The 19,461-nt window shown below is 41.3% G+C and carries 13 protein-coding genes, 1 tRNA gene, 3 pseudogenes and 1 other annotated feature; of the genes and pseudogenes, 9 read left to right on the top strand and 8 right to left on the bottom strand.

The genetic code is table 11. The features are described 5' to 3' along the window. Window positions 1-492 precede the first annotated feature (492 nt). On the top strand, window positions 493-2,193 hold the full coding sequence (locus tag FTU71_RS09460) for a GGDEF domain-containing protein (protein WP_180111914.1): 1,701 nt from the start codon (window positions 493-495) through the stop codon (window positions 2,191-2,193). Window positions 2,194-2,317: 124 nt separating this feature from the next. Here FTU71_RS09460 and uvrA read toward each other — a convergent pair whose 3' ends face one another. Together uvrA and tenA are read right to left on the bottom strand one after the other, a co-directional pair. Next, entirely contained in the window at window positions 2,318-5,152 is a 2,835-nt protein-coding gene (gene uvrA, locus FTU71_RS09455) for an excinuclease ABC subunit UvrA (RefSeq protein ID WP_179994352.1), read from the bottom strand. 142 nt (window positions 5,153-5,294) lie between these two features. After that, on the bottom strand, window positions 5,295-5,969 hold the full coding sequence (gene tenA, locus FTU71_RS09450) for a thiaminase II (RefSeq protein WP_179994351.1): 675 nt from the start codon (window positions 5,967-5,969) through the stop codon (window positions 5,295-5,297). Window positions 5,970-6,273: 304 nt separating this feature from the next. Between tenA and FTU71_RS09445 the strand changes: the two genes are divergently transcribed. The 7 genes from FTU71_RS09445 to FTU71_RS09415 all read left to right on the top strand — a co-directional run bounded on the left by FTU71_RS09445 (window position 6,274) and on the right by FTU71_RS09415 (window position 14,320). After that, a complete protein-coding gene (locus tag FTU71_RS09445) occupies window positions 6,274-7,359 on the top strand; it encodes a DUF475 domain-containing protein (RefSeq protein WP_004970195.1) in 1,086 nt (361 codons plus the stop codon). Between the two features lie 215 nt (window positions 7,360-7,574). Continuing rightward, a complete protein-coding gene (locus FTU71_RS09440; RefSeq protein WP_179990582.1) occupies window positions 7,575-8,939 on the top strand; it encodes an MFS transporter in 1,365 nt (454 codons plus the stop codon). 51 nt (window positions 8,940-8,990) lie between these two features. After that, entirely contained in the window at window positions 8,991-9,566 is a 576-nt protein-coding gene (ssb, locus tag FTU71_RS09435; RefSeq protein WP_096902231.1) for a single-stranded DNA-binding protein, read from the top strand. Window positions 9,567-9,816: 250 nt separating this feature from the next. Then, window positions 9,817-10,380: an alkyl hydroperoxide reductase subunit C gene (gene ahpC / locus FTU71_RS09430; RefSeq protein WP_004970191.1), complete on the top strand. Its 564-nt coding sequence runs from the start codon at window positions 9,817-9,819 to the stop codon at window positions 10,378-10,380. A 196-nt stretch (window positions 10,381-10,576) separates the two neighbouring features. Next, window positions 10,577-11,461 carry a pirin family protein gene (locus FTU71_RS09425; protein ID WP_179994350.1) on the top strand — a complete coding sequence of 295 codons (885 nt, stop codon included), beginning with the start codon at window positions 10,577-10,579 and terminating at the stop codon, window positions 11,459-11,461. A 423-nt stretch (window positions 11,462-11,884) separates the two neighbouring features. After that, complete coding sequence (locus FTU71_RS09420; RefSeq protein WP_004970183.1) at window positions 11,885-13,192, top strand: FAD-dependent oxidoreductase; 1,308 nt, start codon at window positions 11,885-11,887, stop codon at window positions 13,190-13,192. Window positions 13,193-13,489: 297 nt separating this feature from the next. Then, window positions 13,490-14,320, top strand: a complete 831-nt coding sequence (locus FTU71_RS09415; RefSeq protein WP_179994349.1) for a cyclopropane-fatty-acyl-phospholipid synthase family protein — start codon at window positions 13,490-13,492, stop codon at window positions 14,318-14,320. Window positions 14,321-14,390: 70 nt separating this feature from the next. Here the strand turns inward: FTU71_RS09415 and FTU71_RS09410 are convergent. The 6 genes and pseudogenes from FTU71_RS09410 to FTU71_RS09385 form a co-directional block, all read right to left on the bottom strand. Beyond that, window positions 14,391-14,648, bottom strand: a pseudogene (locus FTU71_RS09410) (PAAR domain-containing protein); the annotation flags it as partial. Window positions 14,649-15,010: 362 nt separating this feature from the next. Further along, a tRNA-Thr gene (locus FTU71_RS09405) sits at window positions 15,011-15,086 on the bottom strand. Between the two features lie 205 nt (window positions 15,087-15,291). Continuing rightward, window positions 15,292-15,519, bottom strand: a complete 228-nt coding sequence (locus tag FTU71_RS09400; RefSeq protein ID WP_004970172.1) for a hypothetical protein — start codon at window positions 15,517-15,519, stop codon at window positions 15,292-15,294. Between the two features lie 133 nt (window positions 15,520-15,652). Then, window positions 15,653-16,872 (bottom strand): annotated as a pseudogene (locus FTU71_RS09395) (IS3 family transposase). Then, window positions 16,481-16,597, bottom strand: a sequence feature (AL1L pseudoknot). (Overlaps the previous pseudogene by 117 nt.) A gap of 49 nt (window positions 16,873-16,921) precedes the next feature. Further along, window positions 16,922-17,470, bottom strand: a pseudogene (locus tag FTU71_RS09390) (IS982-like element ISAba4 family transposase); the annotation flags it as partial. 230 nt (window positions 17,471-17,700) lie between these two features. Continuing rightward, window positions 17,701-18,621: a Dyp-type peroxidase gene (locus FTU71_RS09385; RefSeq protein ID WP_179994475.1), complete on the bottom strand. Its 921-nt coding sequence runs from the start codon at window positions 18,619-18,621 to the stop codon at window positions 17,701-17,703. 160 nt (window positions 18,622-18,781) lie between these two features. On the opposite strand from FTU71_RS09385, the gene FTU71_RS09380 reads away from it, so the two are divergent. Continuing rightward, entirely contained in the window at window positions 18,782-19,402 is a 621-nt protein-coding gene (locus tag FTU71_RS09380) for a LysE family transporter (protein WP_096902738.1), read from the top strand. The last annotated feature ends 59 nt before the right edge of the window (window positions 19,403-19,461 follow it).

Genomic DNA, 19,461 nt, shown 5'->3' with positions numbered 1-19,461 from the left:
AATGGTTTTGCGAAAATTGCACTGATATGGTGCAGTTTGAGGGTGTGATATGATCAAAACCCATAAAAAAATCCCAGTTTTCTTTCAAAAACTGGGATTTTTCGCCAAAATTTGCGGGTAAATTTAGTTTACTGCTGAGGAAAAACTAAACTCGCCCTAATGAGGTGCATTATGCACCCAAATGTTGCATCTGTAAAATATTTTCTGCATGCTGAAACATTATTTTTTGTATTTGTTGTTTTAAGCAAATGGGTCATGGGTATGCGCTTAGAAGTTTTCTTGAATAAGATGCTCTAGTTAGACAGGTTTAAAATATCAGATCCAATTTAGCTGTTATGATTTGGTGATAAAAACTAAATAATTCAAAATATAAGTGAATTAATTATCTTTTTTGTAAGTAATTTAAAGATTGCTCATGTAATATAGTCGCCGATTAAGTGATCAAGTCCACGATTTTGCACAGTTATAATGACGTAGGTAAAACTTAGCATGATGATGAAATTGCGCACAGAGCATATCAGTCAGCGACTGTTGATCTCGATGATCATTATTATCGTGTCATTGCTTTTTATTTGCGTTCCTCTGATGGTGAATAGTTATCAGAGTTATCAAAAAACAAAACGTGCTTTAATTGAAATTTCTGTATTAGGCAAAGTGGCTGAACTGACCAATAGTATCTCGCGTGAACGAGCACCTGCAAACAAAGTCATGTCGAGTTCAGCAGCTGAATTTCAGCAAAATTTACAAGAATTGAAAGCGTACCGTGCTGGCGTGGATCAACAAGTAGAACAGACCATCAATATTTTAAGAAAAGAAGGTTTTATTATCCATGCGCATCATTTATCGCATCAGTTAAAGACTGCTTTAGAACAAGGGCGTCAGGCGGTCGATGAATATGCAGCAACTCCACAGCATTTGCGTAGCTCTCAACAGATGGATCATGCGATTCAAAAAATGTTTGCGGCATGGGACAGTTCTCAGCATGTGCTGAAACACGTCATGCTCGATTCAGTGGCAAAAGACTCATCGGTATCGACCTATTATAGTGTGATTTTTGTTCTTTCAGATTTGCGTGATCAAGCGGGAAGGGTGGCATCCAATATTATTGCCGCGGTAACGTTTGCTGAAAAAATTCCTGAAACCAATTTGGCGAGCTCTTTGCAAACCCAACGCCAAGCTTATTATTTGTGGGATTTAATCCATACCATTTTGCCTGAAGCACATAAAATTCCTGAATATAATATTTTGCATGATCAATTAAAAAAGGAGTTTCTGGATGAGGGAATTCCTATCGTCAATCAATTGATTCAGCAAAGTATTGATGGGCAACCCTATTCATTGACAGGCACTGAACTCACCCAAAAAATGGTGGATAAATTCAACACTGTGGTCAGTTTGCAGTCATTTATATTAGCGCACAGTTTGCAGGTTGCGCACAAAGATTATCATCAAGCTCAGCGTATTTTCATTTTAACCCTAGTAGCGTCAATTATTTCGTTATTGGCTGCGATTTTCACCATGGTCTATGCGCGCTCAAAGGTCTTTATTCCTTTAATTCAGGCACGCAGCCAAATTTTACGCTTGGCAGCTTATGATGATGAAGCTCAAGGGACGCAAAATCCAGACAAGGTAACGCTCTTAGAGGCCATTCAAAAATTAAAACAACGCCTAGAGCAGCGTGATATTTTAGAATTTCAGCTGCGTAATATTGCCAATACCGATGCCTTAACTGGTGTTTCCAACCGTTTGGTGCTTGAGGAATACATCAAATATTTAGAACATCGACCTGAAAAATTGAGCAAAACTGGTCTGATTATTATGGATGTGGATAAATGCAAACACATTAACGATACCTTCGGGCATGTGGTAGGTGACCAAGCTTTAAAATGTATTGCCGATACTCTCAAAGCGCATGTCCGTGCCTCAGACTTGGTGGTGCGTTATGGTGGCGATGAGTTTTTGGTTTTGATTGAGCAAATAGAATTTACTGAGGCGCTGTATTTGGCAGATAAATTGCGCTGCCATATTGTGAATCAAGAAATTTTTATTCCAGAACTGAATGATTATATTCAAGTGTCGGTCAGTGCTGGCGTGGCGGTGGGTGCTGCGTCATGGAGCAGATTGTTGGAAAAAGCCGATAAACACTTATTTAGAGCCAAAGCACGTGGGCGCAATGCCGTTGCTGGTGACTAAGTCACAGTAATTGATCCACGAGCATTTCCGAAGTGATAAAAAGCCTAGAGTGAAAGATTCAGCACAAGTTTGTGCTGAATCTGTATTTAAACTTGAATGGGCTTAAAAACTGAAATAATCTATTTTAGCCTTTTAACATCGGTTTTAAGAATTTTGCGGTATGTGAAATTTTAGATTTTGCGACAGTTTCAGGTGTGCCTTCGGCAATGATTTGTCCACCGCCTGCACCACCTTCAGGGCCTAAATCGACAATCCAGTCTGCAGTTTTAATTACATCTAGGTTGTGTTCAATCACCACAATGGTATTACCCTTGTTGCGTAGCTCATGCAGGATGTCGAGTAGCTTAGCAATGTCATGGAAGTGCAAGCCTGTGGTCGGTTCATCCAGTACATACAAGGTTTTTCCTGTATCTCGTTTGGCCAGTTCACGCGCCAGTTTTACGCGTTGGGCTTCACCGCCAGATAAAGTTGTAGCTGATTGACCAAGGCGGATATAACCCAAGCCAACCTGATTTAACGTTTCCAACCGACGATGAATCACAGGAATGGCATCAAAGAAATGCATGGCATCTTCAACGGTCATTTCCAAAACATCAGAAATATTGCGACCTTTATAACTGACTTCCAAAGTTTCGCGGTTATAGCGTTTACCATGACAGGCATCGCAAGGCACGTACATATCTGGCAAGAAGTGCATGGCAACTTTAATCATGCCATCCCCCTCACAGGCCTCGCAGCGTCCACCTTTAACGTTAAAGGAGAAGCGTCCTGCTGCATAGCCACGTGCTTTAGCTTCAGGGGTTTGCGCAAACAGCTCACGAATTGGAGTGAACAAGCCTGTATAGGTCGCGGGGTTCGAGCGTGGCGTTCGCCCAATCGGGCTTTGGTCAATATCCACCACTTTATCTAAATATTGCAAACCATCAATCGAGTCGAATTTTTCTGCGGTTAATGTAGTTGCGCCATTTAATTGTGTTGCAGCCAAAGGCAACAAAGTACGGTTAATTAGGGTGGATTTTCCTGAACCCGACACGCCTGTGACACAAGTCATTACCCCTAAAGGCAAAGTGAGATCCACTTTTTTCAGGTTATGTCCTGCTGCGCCCATTAGCTTAATTTGTTGTTCGGGATGTGGCGGTTGGGTGCGCGTTTTCGGCACTTCAATTTTTAATTTGCCCGATAAATACTGCCCTGTTAGGGAGTCTGCATGTTCGGCCAGTTCTGCATAGGTGCCTTCGGCAATAATATGTCCACCATGCACACCTGCACCTGGGCCAATATCAATAATATGGTCGGCAGCGCGAATCGCATCTTCATCGTGTTCTACCACCAACACCGTGTTACCCAAGTCACGTAAACGAATCAGGGTTTCCAACAGGCGATCATTGTCACGCTGGTGCAAGCCAATTGAAGGTTCATCTAGCACATACATCACGCCCATAAGCCCCGCACCAATTTGAGATGCCAAGCGGATACGTTGTGCTTCACCGCCTGAAAGAGTTTCGGCGGAGCGTGACAGACTTAAATAATTCAAACCCACCGACACTAAAAAGTGCAGACGTTCACGAATTTCTTTAAAGATTTTATCTGCGACTTCACCTTTAGCCCCTTCAAGATTTAAGCCTTGATAGTAGTCTTCGGCATCGCCAATCGACATTTGGGTAATTTGAGCAATGGTTTTGTCTTTCACGCGGACATTACGAGAGATTTCATTTAAACGTGAACCACCGCAGGCATCACAGGCAGCATTAGATAAATACTGCGCCAAATCATCACGTACATAATTACTTTCGGTTTCACGGTAACGACGTTCTAAATGCGGTAACACGCCTTCAAACGCAATCACACGTTTATGGTGGCGTCCACGTTCATCAGTATAGCTCAGGTCAATTTTGTCTTTACCTGTGCCATACAGGAATTTCTTTTGTGTCACGCTGTCCAGCTGATTCCATGCCGTATCGAGTGAGAGTTCATAATGTGCCGCGACTTTTTCCAGCATGCTGTAATAATACGGACGCTGTCTGTCCCAGCCGCGAATTGCGCCCTGACTAATCGACAGTTCAGGGTTTGGAATCAATTTTTCCGCACTGAAATGGCTACGTGTCCCCAAACCATCACAAGTTGGACAAGCGCCAAAAGGGTTGTTAAATGAGAACAGGCGCGGTTCAAGTTCTGCCACGGCACGGTCACATTGCGGGCAAGAGTGCTTGGCCGAAAAAATACGATCATGTTGTTCCGCATTCATCCACGATAAAATGGCTAAATCGCCACCTAAACGCAGTGCAGTTTCAAAGCTTTCGGCAATACGGTTGCCCAAATCATCTCGGACTTTAAAACGGTCTACCACCACTTCAATGGTATGTTTTTTCTTTTTATCGAGTTCTGGTGGTGGGTCAATGTCCATGACTTCGCCATCAACTCGGGCGCGTACAAAACCCTGACTTTGTAGCTGTTCAAACAGATGCACATATTCGCCTTTACGCTCACGAATCACAGGCGCGAGTAGCATTAAGGCAGTGCCTTCTTCCAGTGCTTTTACAGCATCGACCATTTCTGAAACAGTTTGCGCCACCATTGGTAAATCATGTTCAGGACAGTAAGGTGTGCCGACACGTGCATACAGTAAACGCAAATAGTCGTAAATTTCGGTAATGGTACCCACGGTTGAACGCGGGTTATGGCTGGTCGATTTCTGTTCAATGGCAATTGCGGGACTTAGACCTTCAATCGAGTCGACTTCAGGTTTTTCCATTTGCGATAAAAACTGGCGTGCGTATGCAGAAAGCGATTCGACATAACGACGCTGTCCTTCGGCATAAAGGGTATCAAACGCCAGTGAAGATTTTCCTGAACCAGATAAACCCGTAATTACCACAAATTTATCGCGTGGAATATCAAGGTTCACGTTTTTTAGGTTATGGGTACGTGCACCTCGAATACGGATATGACTTTGGCTCATAAAAACTTCTCGATATTTTGCAAATGAAAAACCTATATATGATAGCGCATGAAAATTGTTCAAGTGTTATTTTTCATGCTTTATCGGTCATGGCTTGTCGCACTGTATGGAGTGATCCCCATACGGTGCGTGAGGGCGGCCGTTAAGCTTGATCTAAACCCGGCCACTGACGTTGATGATAGGCGCTATCCCAGAATAACCATTCCAGTTCTGCAGCTTTGGTGTAGGCGTGGTGCATTTTTTCAAGGGTATCGGCATCACAGCGCGCAGCAACACGGTCTATGGTTTGAATCACATTATTGACTGCGGTGTGGAATTCCTCGCCCGAATAGGTATCGACCCATGCCTGATACGGATTATTCGGTGCAGAATTATTGACGATATCTTTACCAACTTCGGCATAAATCCAGAAACATGGCAGCAGCGATGCCAATACCACAGGATAGCTTTCTGACCATGCGGTTGCGACTAAATAAGAAGTGTAGTGATGACAGGCAAGGGTCAGCGGAGTGCTTTCAAATTCCTGTTTGGAAATATCAAACTCCTGCATAAAGCTGTCATGTAAGGTACGTTCCACCACAATTGCAATTTTGGCGGCATCTGCAAACTGAATAATATCATCTGCATCAAAAGCTTTGGCTGCACAGACTGCCAGTGCGCGCCCGTAAGCAATTAAGTAATGTGAATCTTGAATCACATAATGACAAAAAGCGGCTTTGCTGAGCGTACCTTGTGCCAATTCCTGATTAAACGGTAAAGCGAGCGTCTTGTGATAAAGGGCAAGGTTACGTTGCCAAGCGTCTTGAGAAAAGCGCATCCTAAATTCCTAATATGTCGTTGCATTTCACTATAGCAGTTTGGGAATGGAAAGCACGGTTTTCACGGTATCTGATCGGGAAACCAAAAATCATACGAAGAATTTTGCCGAAGTTGAGAAAAAAGCGTCATAATTGCAGCATAAAATTTTACATTCTCAGTTTTTGTCCGATTTAAAGTTCGGGCAATTCAACTTTCAGAATTTTTGCATCTGTTGAAACTTAATCAAAACTGTACTTTGCGTTGATGGTACAGATTCGGCAGATGAAAAGTTCAGATCAAAATATAGTGATAGGTCGTTTCTCATGATGAAACATTTTGGTTTCTCAATCGTATTTTCGATTGTGTGTCTTGCGCTATCTGCATACTGGGGCTATACCCATGGCCCAGAAGCAGGTGTGCAAACCATGCTTACCGCACTAACCATTACCGCAATTTTGGCGATTATGGAAGTGTCGTTGTCGTTTGATAACGCGGTGGTGAATGCGTCAGTGCTGCGCGGTTGGGATCATTTCTGGAAAATGCTGTTTTTAACCGTGGGGATTATCATTGCAGTTTTTGGTATGCGTTTAATTTTCCCTGTGGTCATTGTGGCGGTCACTGCCGATATGGGCATGATGGAAGTGGTGCAACTGGCATTGAATGATCCGAAGCAATATTCGGCTAAACTGATGGCACATCACCCTGAAATTGCTGCTTTTGGTGGCGCATTCTTGTTGATGGTTTTCCTAAACTTTTTCTTGGATGATGAAAAAGACACGCACTGGTTTAGATGGTTTGAGCGTCGTTTGAGCAATCTGGCAAGCGTGCCTGCCATGTCGGTATTTTTGGCCTTAGTGACTTTGTTAATCATGGCGGCCAATGTGGTGGAAGATAAGCGCCTTGTGGTGACGATGGCGGGTATTTGGGGCATCGTGATTTATATTGGCGTACAAGTGCTGAGTCACATGTTGGGCGGTGAACCAGAGGTCGATGAACAGGGCAATGCTGTGCGTCATGACGAAAATGGCGTACCGACAGGCGTGGTGAAAGCGGGTATTGGGGGCTTTTTATATCTGGAAGTGCTAGATGCCTCGTTCAGTTTTGATGGTGTCATTGGTGCATTTGCAATCACCTCTGATGTGGTGATCATCATGTTAGGCTTGGCGATTGGTGCAATTTTCGTGCGTTCGATGACGATTTATTTAGTCGAAAAAGGCACGTTGGATGCCTATATTTACCTTGAACACGGTGCGCACTATGCGATTGGTGCGTTGGCCTTTATTATGATTGCCAGCGGTACAGGCTTGCATGTGCCAGAAGTGGTGACAGGTTTAATTGGTGTTGCCTTTATTGTTTGGGCGGTGATTGCATCTATTCAATTTAAAAAACGTCAGGCAAAAGCGGGTTAATGCTATGGTGATGCCCGTTGCTGTATTGCCGCGAAATCACAGAGCAATACGGTGATGAAGACTGTATAAAATATAAATTTGGGTGCACAACGTTGCGCCCTTTTTTATTGAAAAAGTAGGGTCTGTTGAATAAACATCGGGAAAAATCAGCATCCTTAAGCTGAATGTTGTAGGATATCTGCAAATTCAAAATTATTTAGTTTTAGTCGATTGATATGATGAATGCCTTAGAACGCCGCTCGACCTTTGCTTTAAGCAGTATTTTTGCATTGCGCATGTTGGGTCTGTTCATGATTATTCCTGTATTTTCAGTAGCAGGGCAGTCATATCAATACTCAACTCCTGCACTGATTGGTCTTGCCGTTGGTGTTTATGGACTCACCCAAGCCATTTTACAAATTCCGTTTAGCTTAATTGCAGACCGTTATAGCCGTAAGCCATTGGTGGTTTTTGGCTTATTACTGTTTGCTTTGGGTGGTGCAATTGCAGCCATGTCTGACACCATTTATGGCGTGATTATTGGTCGTGCCATTGCAGGTGGTGGCGCAGTATCTGCCGTGGTGATGGCATTACTGGCCGATGTGACCCGCGAAGAAAACCGCATGAAAGCCATGGCGGTGATGGGGATGAGTATCGGTATGTCCTTTGTGGTGGCCTTTAGTTTAGGGCCATGGCTTACGGGCTGGGTTGGTATTTCAGGGTTATTTTGGGTCACCACAGTGATGGGACTAGCAGCGATTCTCATGTTGTTATTGGTGCCTAAAGTCACGCGTCATCATCGTAATTTTCAGCAAGGCTATATCACTCAGTTAAAGCAAGTCCTGAAAATGGGCGATTTAAACCGTCTGCATGTATCGGTATTTACCCTACATTTATTGCTGACTGCCATGTTTATTTATGTGCCTTCGCAATTAATCCAATTTGCCGATATTCCTTTGCAGCATCATGGTTGGGTGTATTTGCCATTGTTGTTGGTCAGTCTGTTCGTGGCATTTCCAAGCATTGTTTTGGCAGAAAAATATCGCAAAATGCGTGGCATTTTCCTGACCGCGATTGCAGGTATTATTTTAGGGCTGTTGGTGCTGATTTTCGGGTTTGAATCGAAATACATCCTTTTATTGGGTTTGGGTTTATTCTTTATTGCCTTTAACGTTATGGAAGCCTTATTACCTTCGTGGTTGTCAAAGGCTGCACCAATTCAATCTAAAGCCACCGCGATGGGTGTAAATGCCAGCAGTCAGTTTTTGGGTGCATTCTTTGGTGGGATGATTGGCGGACAATTATTGATGCTCAACCACACCGCAATGGGTTGGAGTATTTTGACCGCGATTGCTATAATTTGGCTATTCGTTAGTTTTGGATTGGCGCAGCCGCGCTATCTTTCGTCTTTGGTGTTGCGTTTGCCTGAGAACCGAGAAACAGATGAATGGACTTCTCAACTTTTGGCAATTCGTGGTATTGAAGAGGTCGTGGTGATGTCTGACCAGCAAGTGGCTTATGTGAAAGTGGATAAACAGCAAATTGATGATGCTGCGCGACAACAATTAACGCACTTGTTGGGGAAAGAGGTAGCCATTTAAGCATAACTCTTATAAAGTAAATAATAGAAACAAATAGGAAGAAAACGTCTAATGCGTGGTGTAAATAAAGTCATTTTAGTGGGTACTTTAGGTCGTGATCCTGAAACAAAAACTTTCCCAAATGGTGGTTCTCTCACTCAATTTTCTATCGCAACCAGTGATGTCTGGACAGACAAAAACACAGGTGAGCGTAAAGAGCAAACAGAGTGGCATCGCATTGTTTTACATAACCGTTTAGGCGAGATTGCACAGCAATATTTACGCAAAGGTTCTAAAGTATATATTGAAGGTTCATTGCGTACGCGTCAGTGGACAGACCAAAATGGTCAAGAGCGTTACACCACTGAAATTCGTGGCGATCAAATGCAAATGCTCGACTCTGCTAACCGTGGACAATCTGACCAGCAAGATGGTGGCTTTGCTCAACCACGTTTTAACAATAACCAAGGCGGTTATGGCAATCAGAACCAAGCTCCAGCCACAGGTTATGCGAATCAAAATCAAGGCGGTTTTAACCAAAATCAGGGTGGTGGCTATGCCAACAATAACCCAAGTGGTTTTGCACCGAAGCCACAAGCTGCGCCTGCAACCGCACCTGCAGATTTAGATGATGATTTGCCGTTTTGAGACATACTAGAGATAGCCATTTGATTCAAAATGGAAAATCATCATCCAAACCCTTTGTTTCGACAAAGGGTTTTTTATGCAGATATTTAGCAAATATCTATTTTCTCGATTAAATTTCAAACTATGATAGGATTTATAATTCATAAATCCGATTATTTTTATAAAAAAACACTGTTTTACCGATTCTTTCGATTTTCGTATTCTAGCTACACAAGATAAGCAATCCCCGAAACGAATTGAGGAGTCATCCATGAGTTTAATCAATACCCAAGTCAAAGCATTTAACGCAACCGCTTACCACAATGGTCAATTTATTGACGTATCTGAGCAAGACTTTATTGGTAAATGGTCAGTGGTGTTTTTCTACCCTGCAGATTTCACCTTTGTTTGCCCAACTGAACTTGCCGATTTAGCCGATCAATATGCTGAATTCCAAAAAATGGGTGTGGAAATTTACTCAGTATCTACAGACACACACTTTACCCATAAAGCATGGCACGACACCTCAGAAGAAATTAAAAAGATTCAATATCCAATGATTGGCGACCCAACTTGGACATTGTCTAAAAACTTTGAGGTGCTGATTGAAGCAGAAGGTTTGGCAGATCGTGGTACTTTCGTGATTGACCCTGAAGGTAAAATCCAAATTGTAGAAATCAATGCAGGCGGTATTGGTCGTGACGCGCAAGAGTTGTTGCGTAAAGTAAAAGCAGCGCAATATGTGCATGCACACCCTAGCGAAGTTTGCCCTGCCAAGTGGAAAGAAGGCGATGCAACCCTAGCACCATCTATTGATTTGGTGGGTAAAATCTAATCGAATCATCGCACTCAATTTTAAAAATCCAGAACCTCGCTTCTGGATTTTTTATGCTCATGATTTGTTTAACCATGTATAAGTTTCAGCAAGATTATTCCATTCTTGCAATGCTGTATGCCAAATTTGCACTAGGTTGTGGTGCGATGAGCGATTAAGATCAAAACATCTATTCTCCTAGCAATAGGTGTAACACATGAAAAAAATAATCGGTTTATATCGCAACCAAAACATGCATTGGGTGGGCAATGGTTTTCCAGTCAAAAATCTATTTTCTTATGACCGTTTAGGGCAGGCGATCAGTCCATTTTTACTCTTGGATTATGCAGCGCCGTATCATTTTGATGCGACTACCGCACAACATGGTGTTGGTTCGCATCCACATCGCGGTTTTGAAACGGTGACGCTTGCCTATCGGGGCGAAGTGACGCATAAAGATTCGGCAGGTGGTGGTGGCACCATCAAAACAGGCGATGTGCAGTGGATGACAGCAGGTGCGGGTGTGGTGCATGAGGAATTTCACTCCAAAGACTATGCAGCACAAGGCGGATTGTTTGAAATGGTGCAGCTTTGGGTGAATTTGCCTGCCGCAGACAAAATGACATCGCCACGTTATCAAGCCATTGAATCTCAAAATATTCCGAAAATTGAGTTTGAAAATCAGGCGGGGCATTTACGCATTATTGCAGGTCAGTACGCAGAGCAATCTGGGCCTGCCAGCACCTTTAGCCCTGTCAATGTTTGGGATGGACAATTGAAAGCTGCACAGACCCAAGCGCTGCATGTGCCGGTAGATCACAATACTTTATTGGTGGTGTTGGCAGGTGAAGTGCGGGTCAATGGCAGTCAACTTGTGCAAGATCACTCAGTGGTGTTATTTGCTCAAGATGGCGAAGCGTTAATTCAGCTTGAAGCACTGCAAGATACGCAATTTTTAGTGCTGACAGGCAAGCCATTAAATGAACCTATTCAAGGCTATGGTCCATTTGTCATGAATACCAAGCAGGAAATCATTCAAGCTTTTGAAGATTTTAATCAAGGCAAGTTTGGTGAAATTCCGATTCAACATCAAGCGGGTTAAGCTTTAAAAAATCTTAGCCAAGAAAAAAGCCTCATGTCGATGTCCCGACCGAGGCTTTTGTTGTTCTGGCGCTGTCAAATTTCTAGTTTTAGCGGATTGATCATATTCCTTATGATAATTATATGTGATGTAGTTATCATTTTTGTGCTTGGTATCATAGCGTTTAGAGATTTATTTGTAAAACGAAAATTATAAAATTGGTGAATTTATCTACATGCTTTAGAACACTATTTATAGTATTAAAGAAATAATATGAATAAATTCTAAGGCTTATTTAAGCACTTTCTGATTGTTAAAAAATGTAATCATATTGCCAATGTACTTTGTGTTGTTTCTCTGTGAAAAGTACACAATCTGGTAGTTTTTAATAGCTCATTTTCCTTAGGCATGGTTCATAATTTCATAAAGTATGTAAAAAGATGGATGATCGGTTTGGATATCGCAGTGATCGGTAGTGGTATGGCTGGACTGGCTACCGCAAGAATTCTTAAAGATGCAGGGCATAACATTACAATTTTTGAGGCGCTGCCTGGTCGTGGAATGGACAGTCATAGCATCGAATTTGAGGATGGTTTAATTGATGCGCCGTTACGGGTCATGAACCCACATTTGTGGAAAAACACCCTCAGCTTGGCCACACATTTAGGCATTAAAACTTATCCTGTGCGTACTTATATGGCGTGCAGTTGGTTATTTGAAGATCGTACCGAAACTTGGCTGACCACAAGCCGTACCCGTATTGGTAATTTCCCAATCATTAACAACCGTAAAGGCATACAACAATACGGCTGGCGTTTGGTAAAAGGCATGTTGCAGTTAAAAACAGCCATCGCTAAATTTTTCAAATCTAAAAACCAAGACATTACCCTTGCGGAATTTATCAACCGTAACGAAATTGAAGAAGTGTTTTGGCATGGTGCAGTGATGCCAGTGCTTTACACCATTTGTACTTGTGACCCTAAAACCATTGGTGAATGGCCAGCAAAACCATTGTTGGTATTTTTACGCCAATTGACTGATGGTGATGCATTATTGCGTTTACAAGGTGGCACGCCTGCATTGGTTGATAAGTTGATTGAAGGTATTAATATTCAAAGTGGTGCAGCGATTACTCGTGTTCATCAACAAGAAGATGGTGTAATTGTTGAAAATTCTGAGGGTCAGTCGCAAACATTTGACCGTGTGGTGATTGCAACGCCAACCACTAAAGTCCAAGACTTCTTGGACAATCAACAATTTGCAGAAGATATTGAATTGCTTAAACAGTTCAAATTCGAGCAGGGTGATTTGGTGATTCACACTGATCAAACGGTGATGCCGCCAAAACGTAAAGATTGGTCTGTTTTAAGTTATATGATGGATCGTAAATTTACTCGTCAGCAATTTACGGTATGGCTTAACTCGATCGAACCAACTTTGGTCGGTAAATCGCCAGTGTTCCAAACATGGCGTCCAGTCACACCAATTGATCCGAAAAAGATCATTTCAACGGTAACTTTAACCCGCGCTGTAGTGGATTCAAAGACGGTGGCATTAAACAAAGAATTGCAGCAACGGCATCATCAAGACAATCGTAAAGTGTTCTTCTGTGGTTCATGGTCGTGCGATGGTTTGCCTATTTTAGAATCTGCAGTGACTTCCGCTATGCATATTGCAGAAATTTTTGGTGCACCATTACCGTTTATTGATTTAAAACCACAAGTTGAGGTTGCGCCGCAATTAGGTTATTAAGTTTAGGGTCTGTTGATATTTCATAAATGGTTTGTGCTGTAGGCTAAAACTGAGCAGATCAGGCATGAAACGCAGGGAATAGCGAGACTATTGCCAAGTTTCATAACGCAATCTGAGAAAGTTTTAGCCACAGCCTTTCAGGACAAGCATATTTTTTGCTGCTATTGCGTTATGAGTCAGTCATTTAGAATGACTAAATTTCCTGCCTCATGCCTTATATCAGCTAAAAAATATGCGTTGTCGCAAACATAGATGAATTATCAACAGCCCCTCTTTTTTGAATTAGACTGAGTCAGTATGAAATGGCAACAGGCGATACGACAGCATTTTCCAAAACATAAATATGCCATTCAAGCGGCATATTTGGGAGATACTTCCGCACTGCCGTGGAGCAATTTAGGTTATTGGTCAGATGCAGTGGGATCTGATTATCCCGCTGCATGTCAAAATTTAGCAGCGCATTTGGCCGCAGCAGTGCATTTAAATTCAAAAGATGTTGTACTGGATTTAGGCTGTGGGCAAGGTGCCAGTCTTAAATATTGGTTGGAACACTATCAAATACAACGACTTGAAGCTGTTGAGCTACAAGATCATCATGTGCAGTCGATTCGACAACATTTAAATTCAAATATTAAAATTCACGCTGCTTCATTTTTAAATTTAAAAGCACTTTTTCCACAACCACGTTTTGATGTGGTGTTCTGTATTGATGCGGCATATCACAGTCATTTGAATTCATTTTTAAGTCAGGTCAGTGCGGTTTTGAATTCAAATGGACGTTTGGGCTTTCATTATTTAATTTGGGCAGAACAAGCGCCAACGCATGCGTTCAAACAGCTGCAATATCGTGCCTTATTAAAATCTGCCGCTGTCAATTTTAAAGATCTGATGTCTGAAAGTCAGCTTCGAGCGGTTTTAGAACAGTTTGAATTTAAACAGATTCAGGTGGAAGATTTGTCGGCACAAGTTTTGGCGGGTTTTGCTGACTATGTGAATCAGCATCTCAAGCATCAAATTCAAACGCGAGATGCAGACTGGTTTAAAATTGCCATGACCGCACGTTTATGTGCCAAGCTCTATGCAGATGGCTGGATTAAATATGTGCAGGTGAGTGCGGAAAAAGCTTAATCTATTGTAATGAGCTGTTAGATGATGGGATTTTTCGGTGTTTAGTTGTCCATGCTTAGCTTTAAATCCTACCCACCACATGAAACTGCTTCGGTAAAATTTTTGCGCCACACGTCAATTGATCTCCGACATAAGCCACGGCTTTATCATCAAAAAGAATATGATCGTGACTTTTTATAATCGTGGACCAACGTTGGCACTGAGGGCAGAAATGTCCATCACCCGCCACTAAAAATAAATTTCCCATTTGAGAAACACGCATTTGGTTGGCAAGGATGATTCCACCATGATTGGTCATGGAATGATGCGTTGCAAAGCTTTGAGCCATGAGGTCTTCCTTAAACTGGAAAATTTTAGAGAAGCATTGTTTTAATACTCAATTTTCTAAGACTTATAATTTTAAATTTTTATTTTAATTCACAAAAATATTTTTAAATGTCAGTTTATATGGATGAAACATCAACAAAATAGACCATCAATATAAAAATACGATCTGAAATATGTGTACAGCATTCTAAATCATAAAATACATTTAACAAGTGAAAAGTCACAATCTTGTATTGCAATTGAAGTTTTGCAGATACATCGAAGCCCTAAATAAATTGGAGATTCGAGCAGCATGAGGAAGATAAAAATATACGTTTATAGAAACAAAAAACCTCATAAATTAAAAACTTATGAGGTTTAATATGGTGCCGGCACACGGATTCGAACTGTGGACCTACTGATTACAAGTCAGTTGCTCTACCAACTGAGCTATGCCGGCGTTGTGTAGAGAATTTTACAGAATTTTTACGTGTGCGCAAGCCAAAAAGTAACCGTTTAATGCAGGGCATAGAGTTTTTGAAGATTTTGTACACAGTATTTTGGCGCGTTACAAACGAGGAAATCACATAGAAGGTTTTGTATGAAATGAGCCCAGCGGGTGGGCTCATTGAAGAAAATAACTTGAAATGAAGTGTGAAAAGCGATTATTTATTTCTTAAGATGCGATCTAAATCCTGTGCACATTCTTCTAAGGTAAAGGCCATATCAAGTTGCATTTGTGGTTTGAGTTCATTTGCGAGCGTTCTCCATTGTTCAATTAGGCGAATGGCTTTTTGAATCTTATGTTTGTTGATGTCTTTGGCGATGGTAGGCGTATATCCTCCACGTTTAGCATTTTTAATTTGTTTGACATAATTTTGGCTGTTATTCATGTTCGCTCCCGAATAGCAGTTATATATGTAAGGCATTTGCATGCTTTTATTATGCTAAAGCTTAATGATGACCCTTTTATGTAGAAAGCTGAGATGAACCGTACCGGGTTTGTCGGAGACTTTTTTATTTAAGTTAGGCCACCTGACCTAACGGGTTAATCTTATCATAGTACATTGCTTCAAACTCAAAAGGCGACTTGTAACCCAATGCACTGTGTACACGCTCTTTATTGAACCAATCTACCCAGTTGAGTGTTGCAAGTTGTACATCCGCTAAACCTTTCCAATCTGCTTTTAAATACTCAATCACCTCTGTTTTGTATAAGCCATTCACTGTTTCAGCCAAAGCATTATCGTATGAATCACTAGTCGTACCGACTGATGCTCGTAAATTTGCAGCTTCTAAACGATTGGTATAGCGAATAGAAAGATATTGAACACCTCTATCGGAATGATGAATCAAATTCTTTGGCATGCCTCGATCGTGCAATGCTTGCTCAAGTGCATCGAGTACCATATCTGTATTCATCCGTGTAGATACTTTCCATCCAACAATGGCTCGTGAGAACACATCAATAATAAAGGCGGTATAGACCCAGCCTGAATGAGTTTGAATATACGTAAAGTCACTCACCCACAGTTGGTCAGGATGATCAGCATTAAAATTACGTTTCACTAAATCATCTGCTCTTTTTTGATCATCTCGGCTACGGGTGGTTTGTTTATTCTTACCACGCCAAACACCTTGTATACCTAGCTTCTGCATCAATCGAGTAACTGTTCAACGTGCGATAACATAACCTTCACGTTTCAATTGTTGCCAGACCTTACGCACACCATATCGACCTGAACTTTCTTTCCAAATTCGTTTAATTTGTTCAGCATGATACTCATCATGTAGATCTCGTTTCGCTCGATGTTCTGGATTGTCAGCGAGATCTAAAGTTCGGTAATAGGTTGAAGCTGCGATCGGTAAAATCCTACAAATCGCATCAACACCATATCGATCTTTATTGTTATGGATGAAATCCACCATTATTTGTGTGGGCGGTCGAGCTCCGCCTGGGCGAAAAAAGCGGCTGCTTTACGTAGAATTTCATTGGCACACTTTAATTCTTTAATTTCACATTCCATTTGCTTCATTTTTTCTTGATCAGATATCTGTTGTACTTTAATAGGATTTTGCTGATCTAAATACTTTTGATGCCAGGCACGAAGTGTTTCAGGAGTACAACCAATCTTAGGCGCAATTGCTGTGATTGCAGCCCAAGTAGAAGGATAATCTTTTTCAGATTCAATCAATAATTGAACCGCTCTTTCTCTGATTTCAGGGGTATATTTTAATTTTGTCATCGGGATAGTCTCTCAGAATATTGACTCTCCGACAAACCCGGTACGGTTCATTCACTAAATCCTCAACTTTTTTAAGATCAGCAATATGTCCGTTTGATAAATCTGAATTTACAATTTCACCCTCTTGATTCATCAGCAAGTGTAATTTGCAACCATAAAACCAGCCCATCGTACTTTTACCACGAGAAGCAATCTCATCTAAAGCATGATGACCTTTAGGGATTCTTTTATTTTTACAAACAGGTAAAGGTGTTGAATCAATCCATAAATATGAACTTTCATCTTTTTGGCTCAACGCATAAAGCAAAGCATGAATAGCAAGTTGGTGCTGATTGATGAGGGTAATCAGGTTTTTATAACAAGGCAAGTCTTTAAAGAGTTTGCTTTCAAACTGACAAAGCAAGTTAAAAAACATCTTAAAATTATGTACTTGAGATGTTTTATAGTAGATGGAGATAGCCACAATTTCTGATAAAGATAGCGTTGCTTGTCTGATACGTTGACGTTTGTTTTCTTGCTTGAGAAATTGCCAATAGATGGGTTCAAATTTTTTGAAAAAATCATCAACAATACAAAAAATTTCTGTAAAATCGTACATGGTAGTTAGAGCCTTTGGGTTGTGTCGTAACTTTCTAAATGGCTCTAACTACCTTTTTTTCAAGGGCTTTTCTTATCCGTAATTCGGGTTATATAAGGAAAAATAAGCGTGTAATTAATGCTTATATTTTGCTGTCTGATCTCATTTGAAAGAGTTTACATATCTGTCCAAAAGAAACGATAAATCAGTATGAAGTCGCTGATATTTTACGACTTCATACTAATTGCAGATTAGTCTTCCAAAACTTCTTCTAGCAACTCCTCACTCGGGGCAAAGTAATATGCACCATCCAAGGCGGTGACGAAATGCAATAAACGATCGTGGATGCCATCACCTGAAGTACCAAACATACGTTCTAACATGGCATCAATAATGCTCAAATCTTTGGTATAGGCAATAAAGAATAAACCCTGATCGCCCTTGCCATCACCATAAGGTAAAGAGTGGCGCAAAATTTCCATTTCATCGCCTGCATCATCTTCAACGACTGTACGTGAAACGTGCGAATTTTCAGGTTGTACATCTTCGTCTAATTCAATCGATTCAAGTTTGGTGCGTCCAATCACGTGTTCTTGGGCATCGACTTTGAGCTTTTTCCATTTTTCTAAATCGTGACAATAGCGCTGTGCAAAAATAAAAGAACCATCGGCAAACACGCCTGCATCTTCCCCTAAAAGTGCAACTTCGGCACGATCATCTGGAAATTGTGGGTTTTCGGTACCATCAATAAAGCCAGTCATGTCGCGTCCATCAAAATAACGGAAACAAACCCGTTCATCCAAGACTTCAATTTTGTCTTGAATCCCCTCAAAAAAGGCCTGACTAAGTGCAAAGCAAATATCCGCACGTGTACTGGCGAGGTGAATGATCACATCTGCAGGCACGGCAGGCATTGGGTACGCACCTTGAATCGGTTGTAATTGTTTAAAACCATCTGGAGATTGCTCATAGAGTTGTGCCCAAAGTTCAGGACCAAAAGCAACGCCAGTTTTAATTTGGGCATGTGGATGTTGGGTAATCAAACGATCCCGTGTGCTAAACAAGTCAGCCAATTTTTCTTTTAACTCAGTAATGCTTAAGTCTTTTAAACGAAGTACAAGAAAGCGAGCATGATCTGAAGGTAGTGGCAAAATTACAGATTGGGCAGTCATGTATAGCTCCTGAAAATTTGTTGTTTTCTATAAAGTTGACTTTATTGTGCCTGATTGTATGTAGGCTTAATAGCCTCAACCCGATTTTTATTCCACGTTTTTAGTCATGAGATTAAGTGAAATATCATATAATGCACTGTCTTGTGAAAAGCGGCGATATATGTCTTATCAAGTTTGGATTGCGTTTATGTTGGCCTGTTGGGTGATTAGTGTTTCACCTGGCGCGGGTGCAATAGCATCTATGTCGAGTGGTTTGAATTATGGTTTTCGACATGGTTATTGGAATGCGATTGGTCTACAACTGGCCTTATTATTGCAAATCGCGATTGTAGCTGCAGGGGCAGGAGTATTATTTGCGACAACGCCTTGGGCATTTCTGATTGTGAAATGGTTTGGTGTGGCGTATTTGTTATATTTGGCGTATTTGCAATGGGCAGCGCCTACACAGTCGATTGAAATTCAGCATGAGCTGACGCGAAAATCTGCTGGAAAATTGGTGATGTACGGATTTCTGGTCAATATGAGCAATCCCAAAGCAATTGTGTTTTTATTGGCAGTTTTACCGCAATTTTTAGATTTATCTAAACCACAATGGACGCAATATGCAATTATGGCGTTGACCATGATTAGTATTGATTTGATTGTGATGGCGGGCTATACGGGCTTGGCTGCAAAAGTTTTACGTTTGTTAAGATCACCGAAGCAGCAAAAAGTCATGAATCGTACTTTTGCTGCATTGTTTGCAGGTGCTGCGTTTTTGTTGAGTTTGGTGCATCAGTAATGTCTTCAATTACACAAAAGTGTACGCTGTAATTATAAAAATAGATTGAGACATACGTT

The sequence above is a fragment of the Acinetobacter sp. YH12136 genome (assembly GCF_013418545.1).
GTDB lineage: Bacteria > Pseudomonadota > Gammaproteobacteria > Pseudomonadales > Moraxellaceae > Acinetobacter > Acinetobacter towneri.
This window is presented reverse-complemented; position numbering and strand designations above follow the sequence as displayed.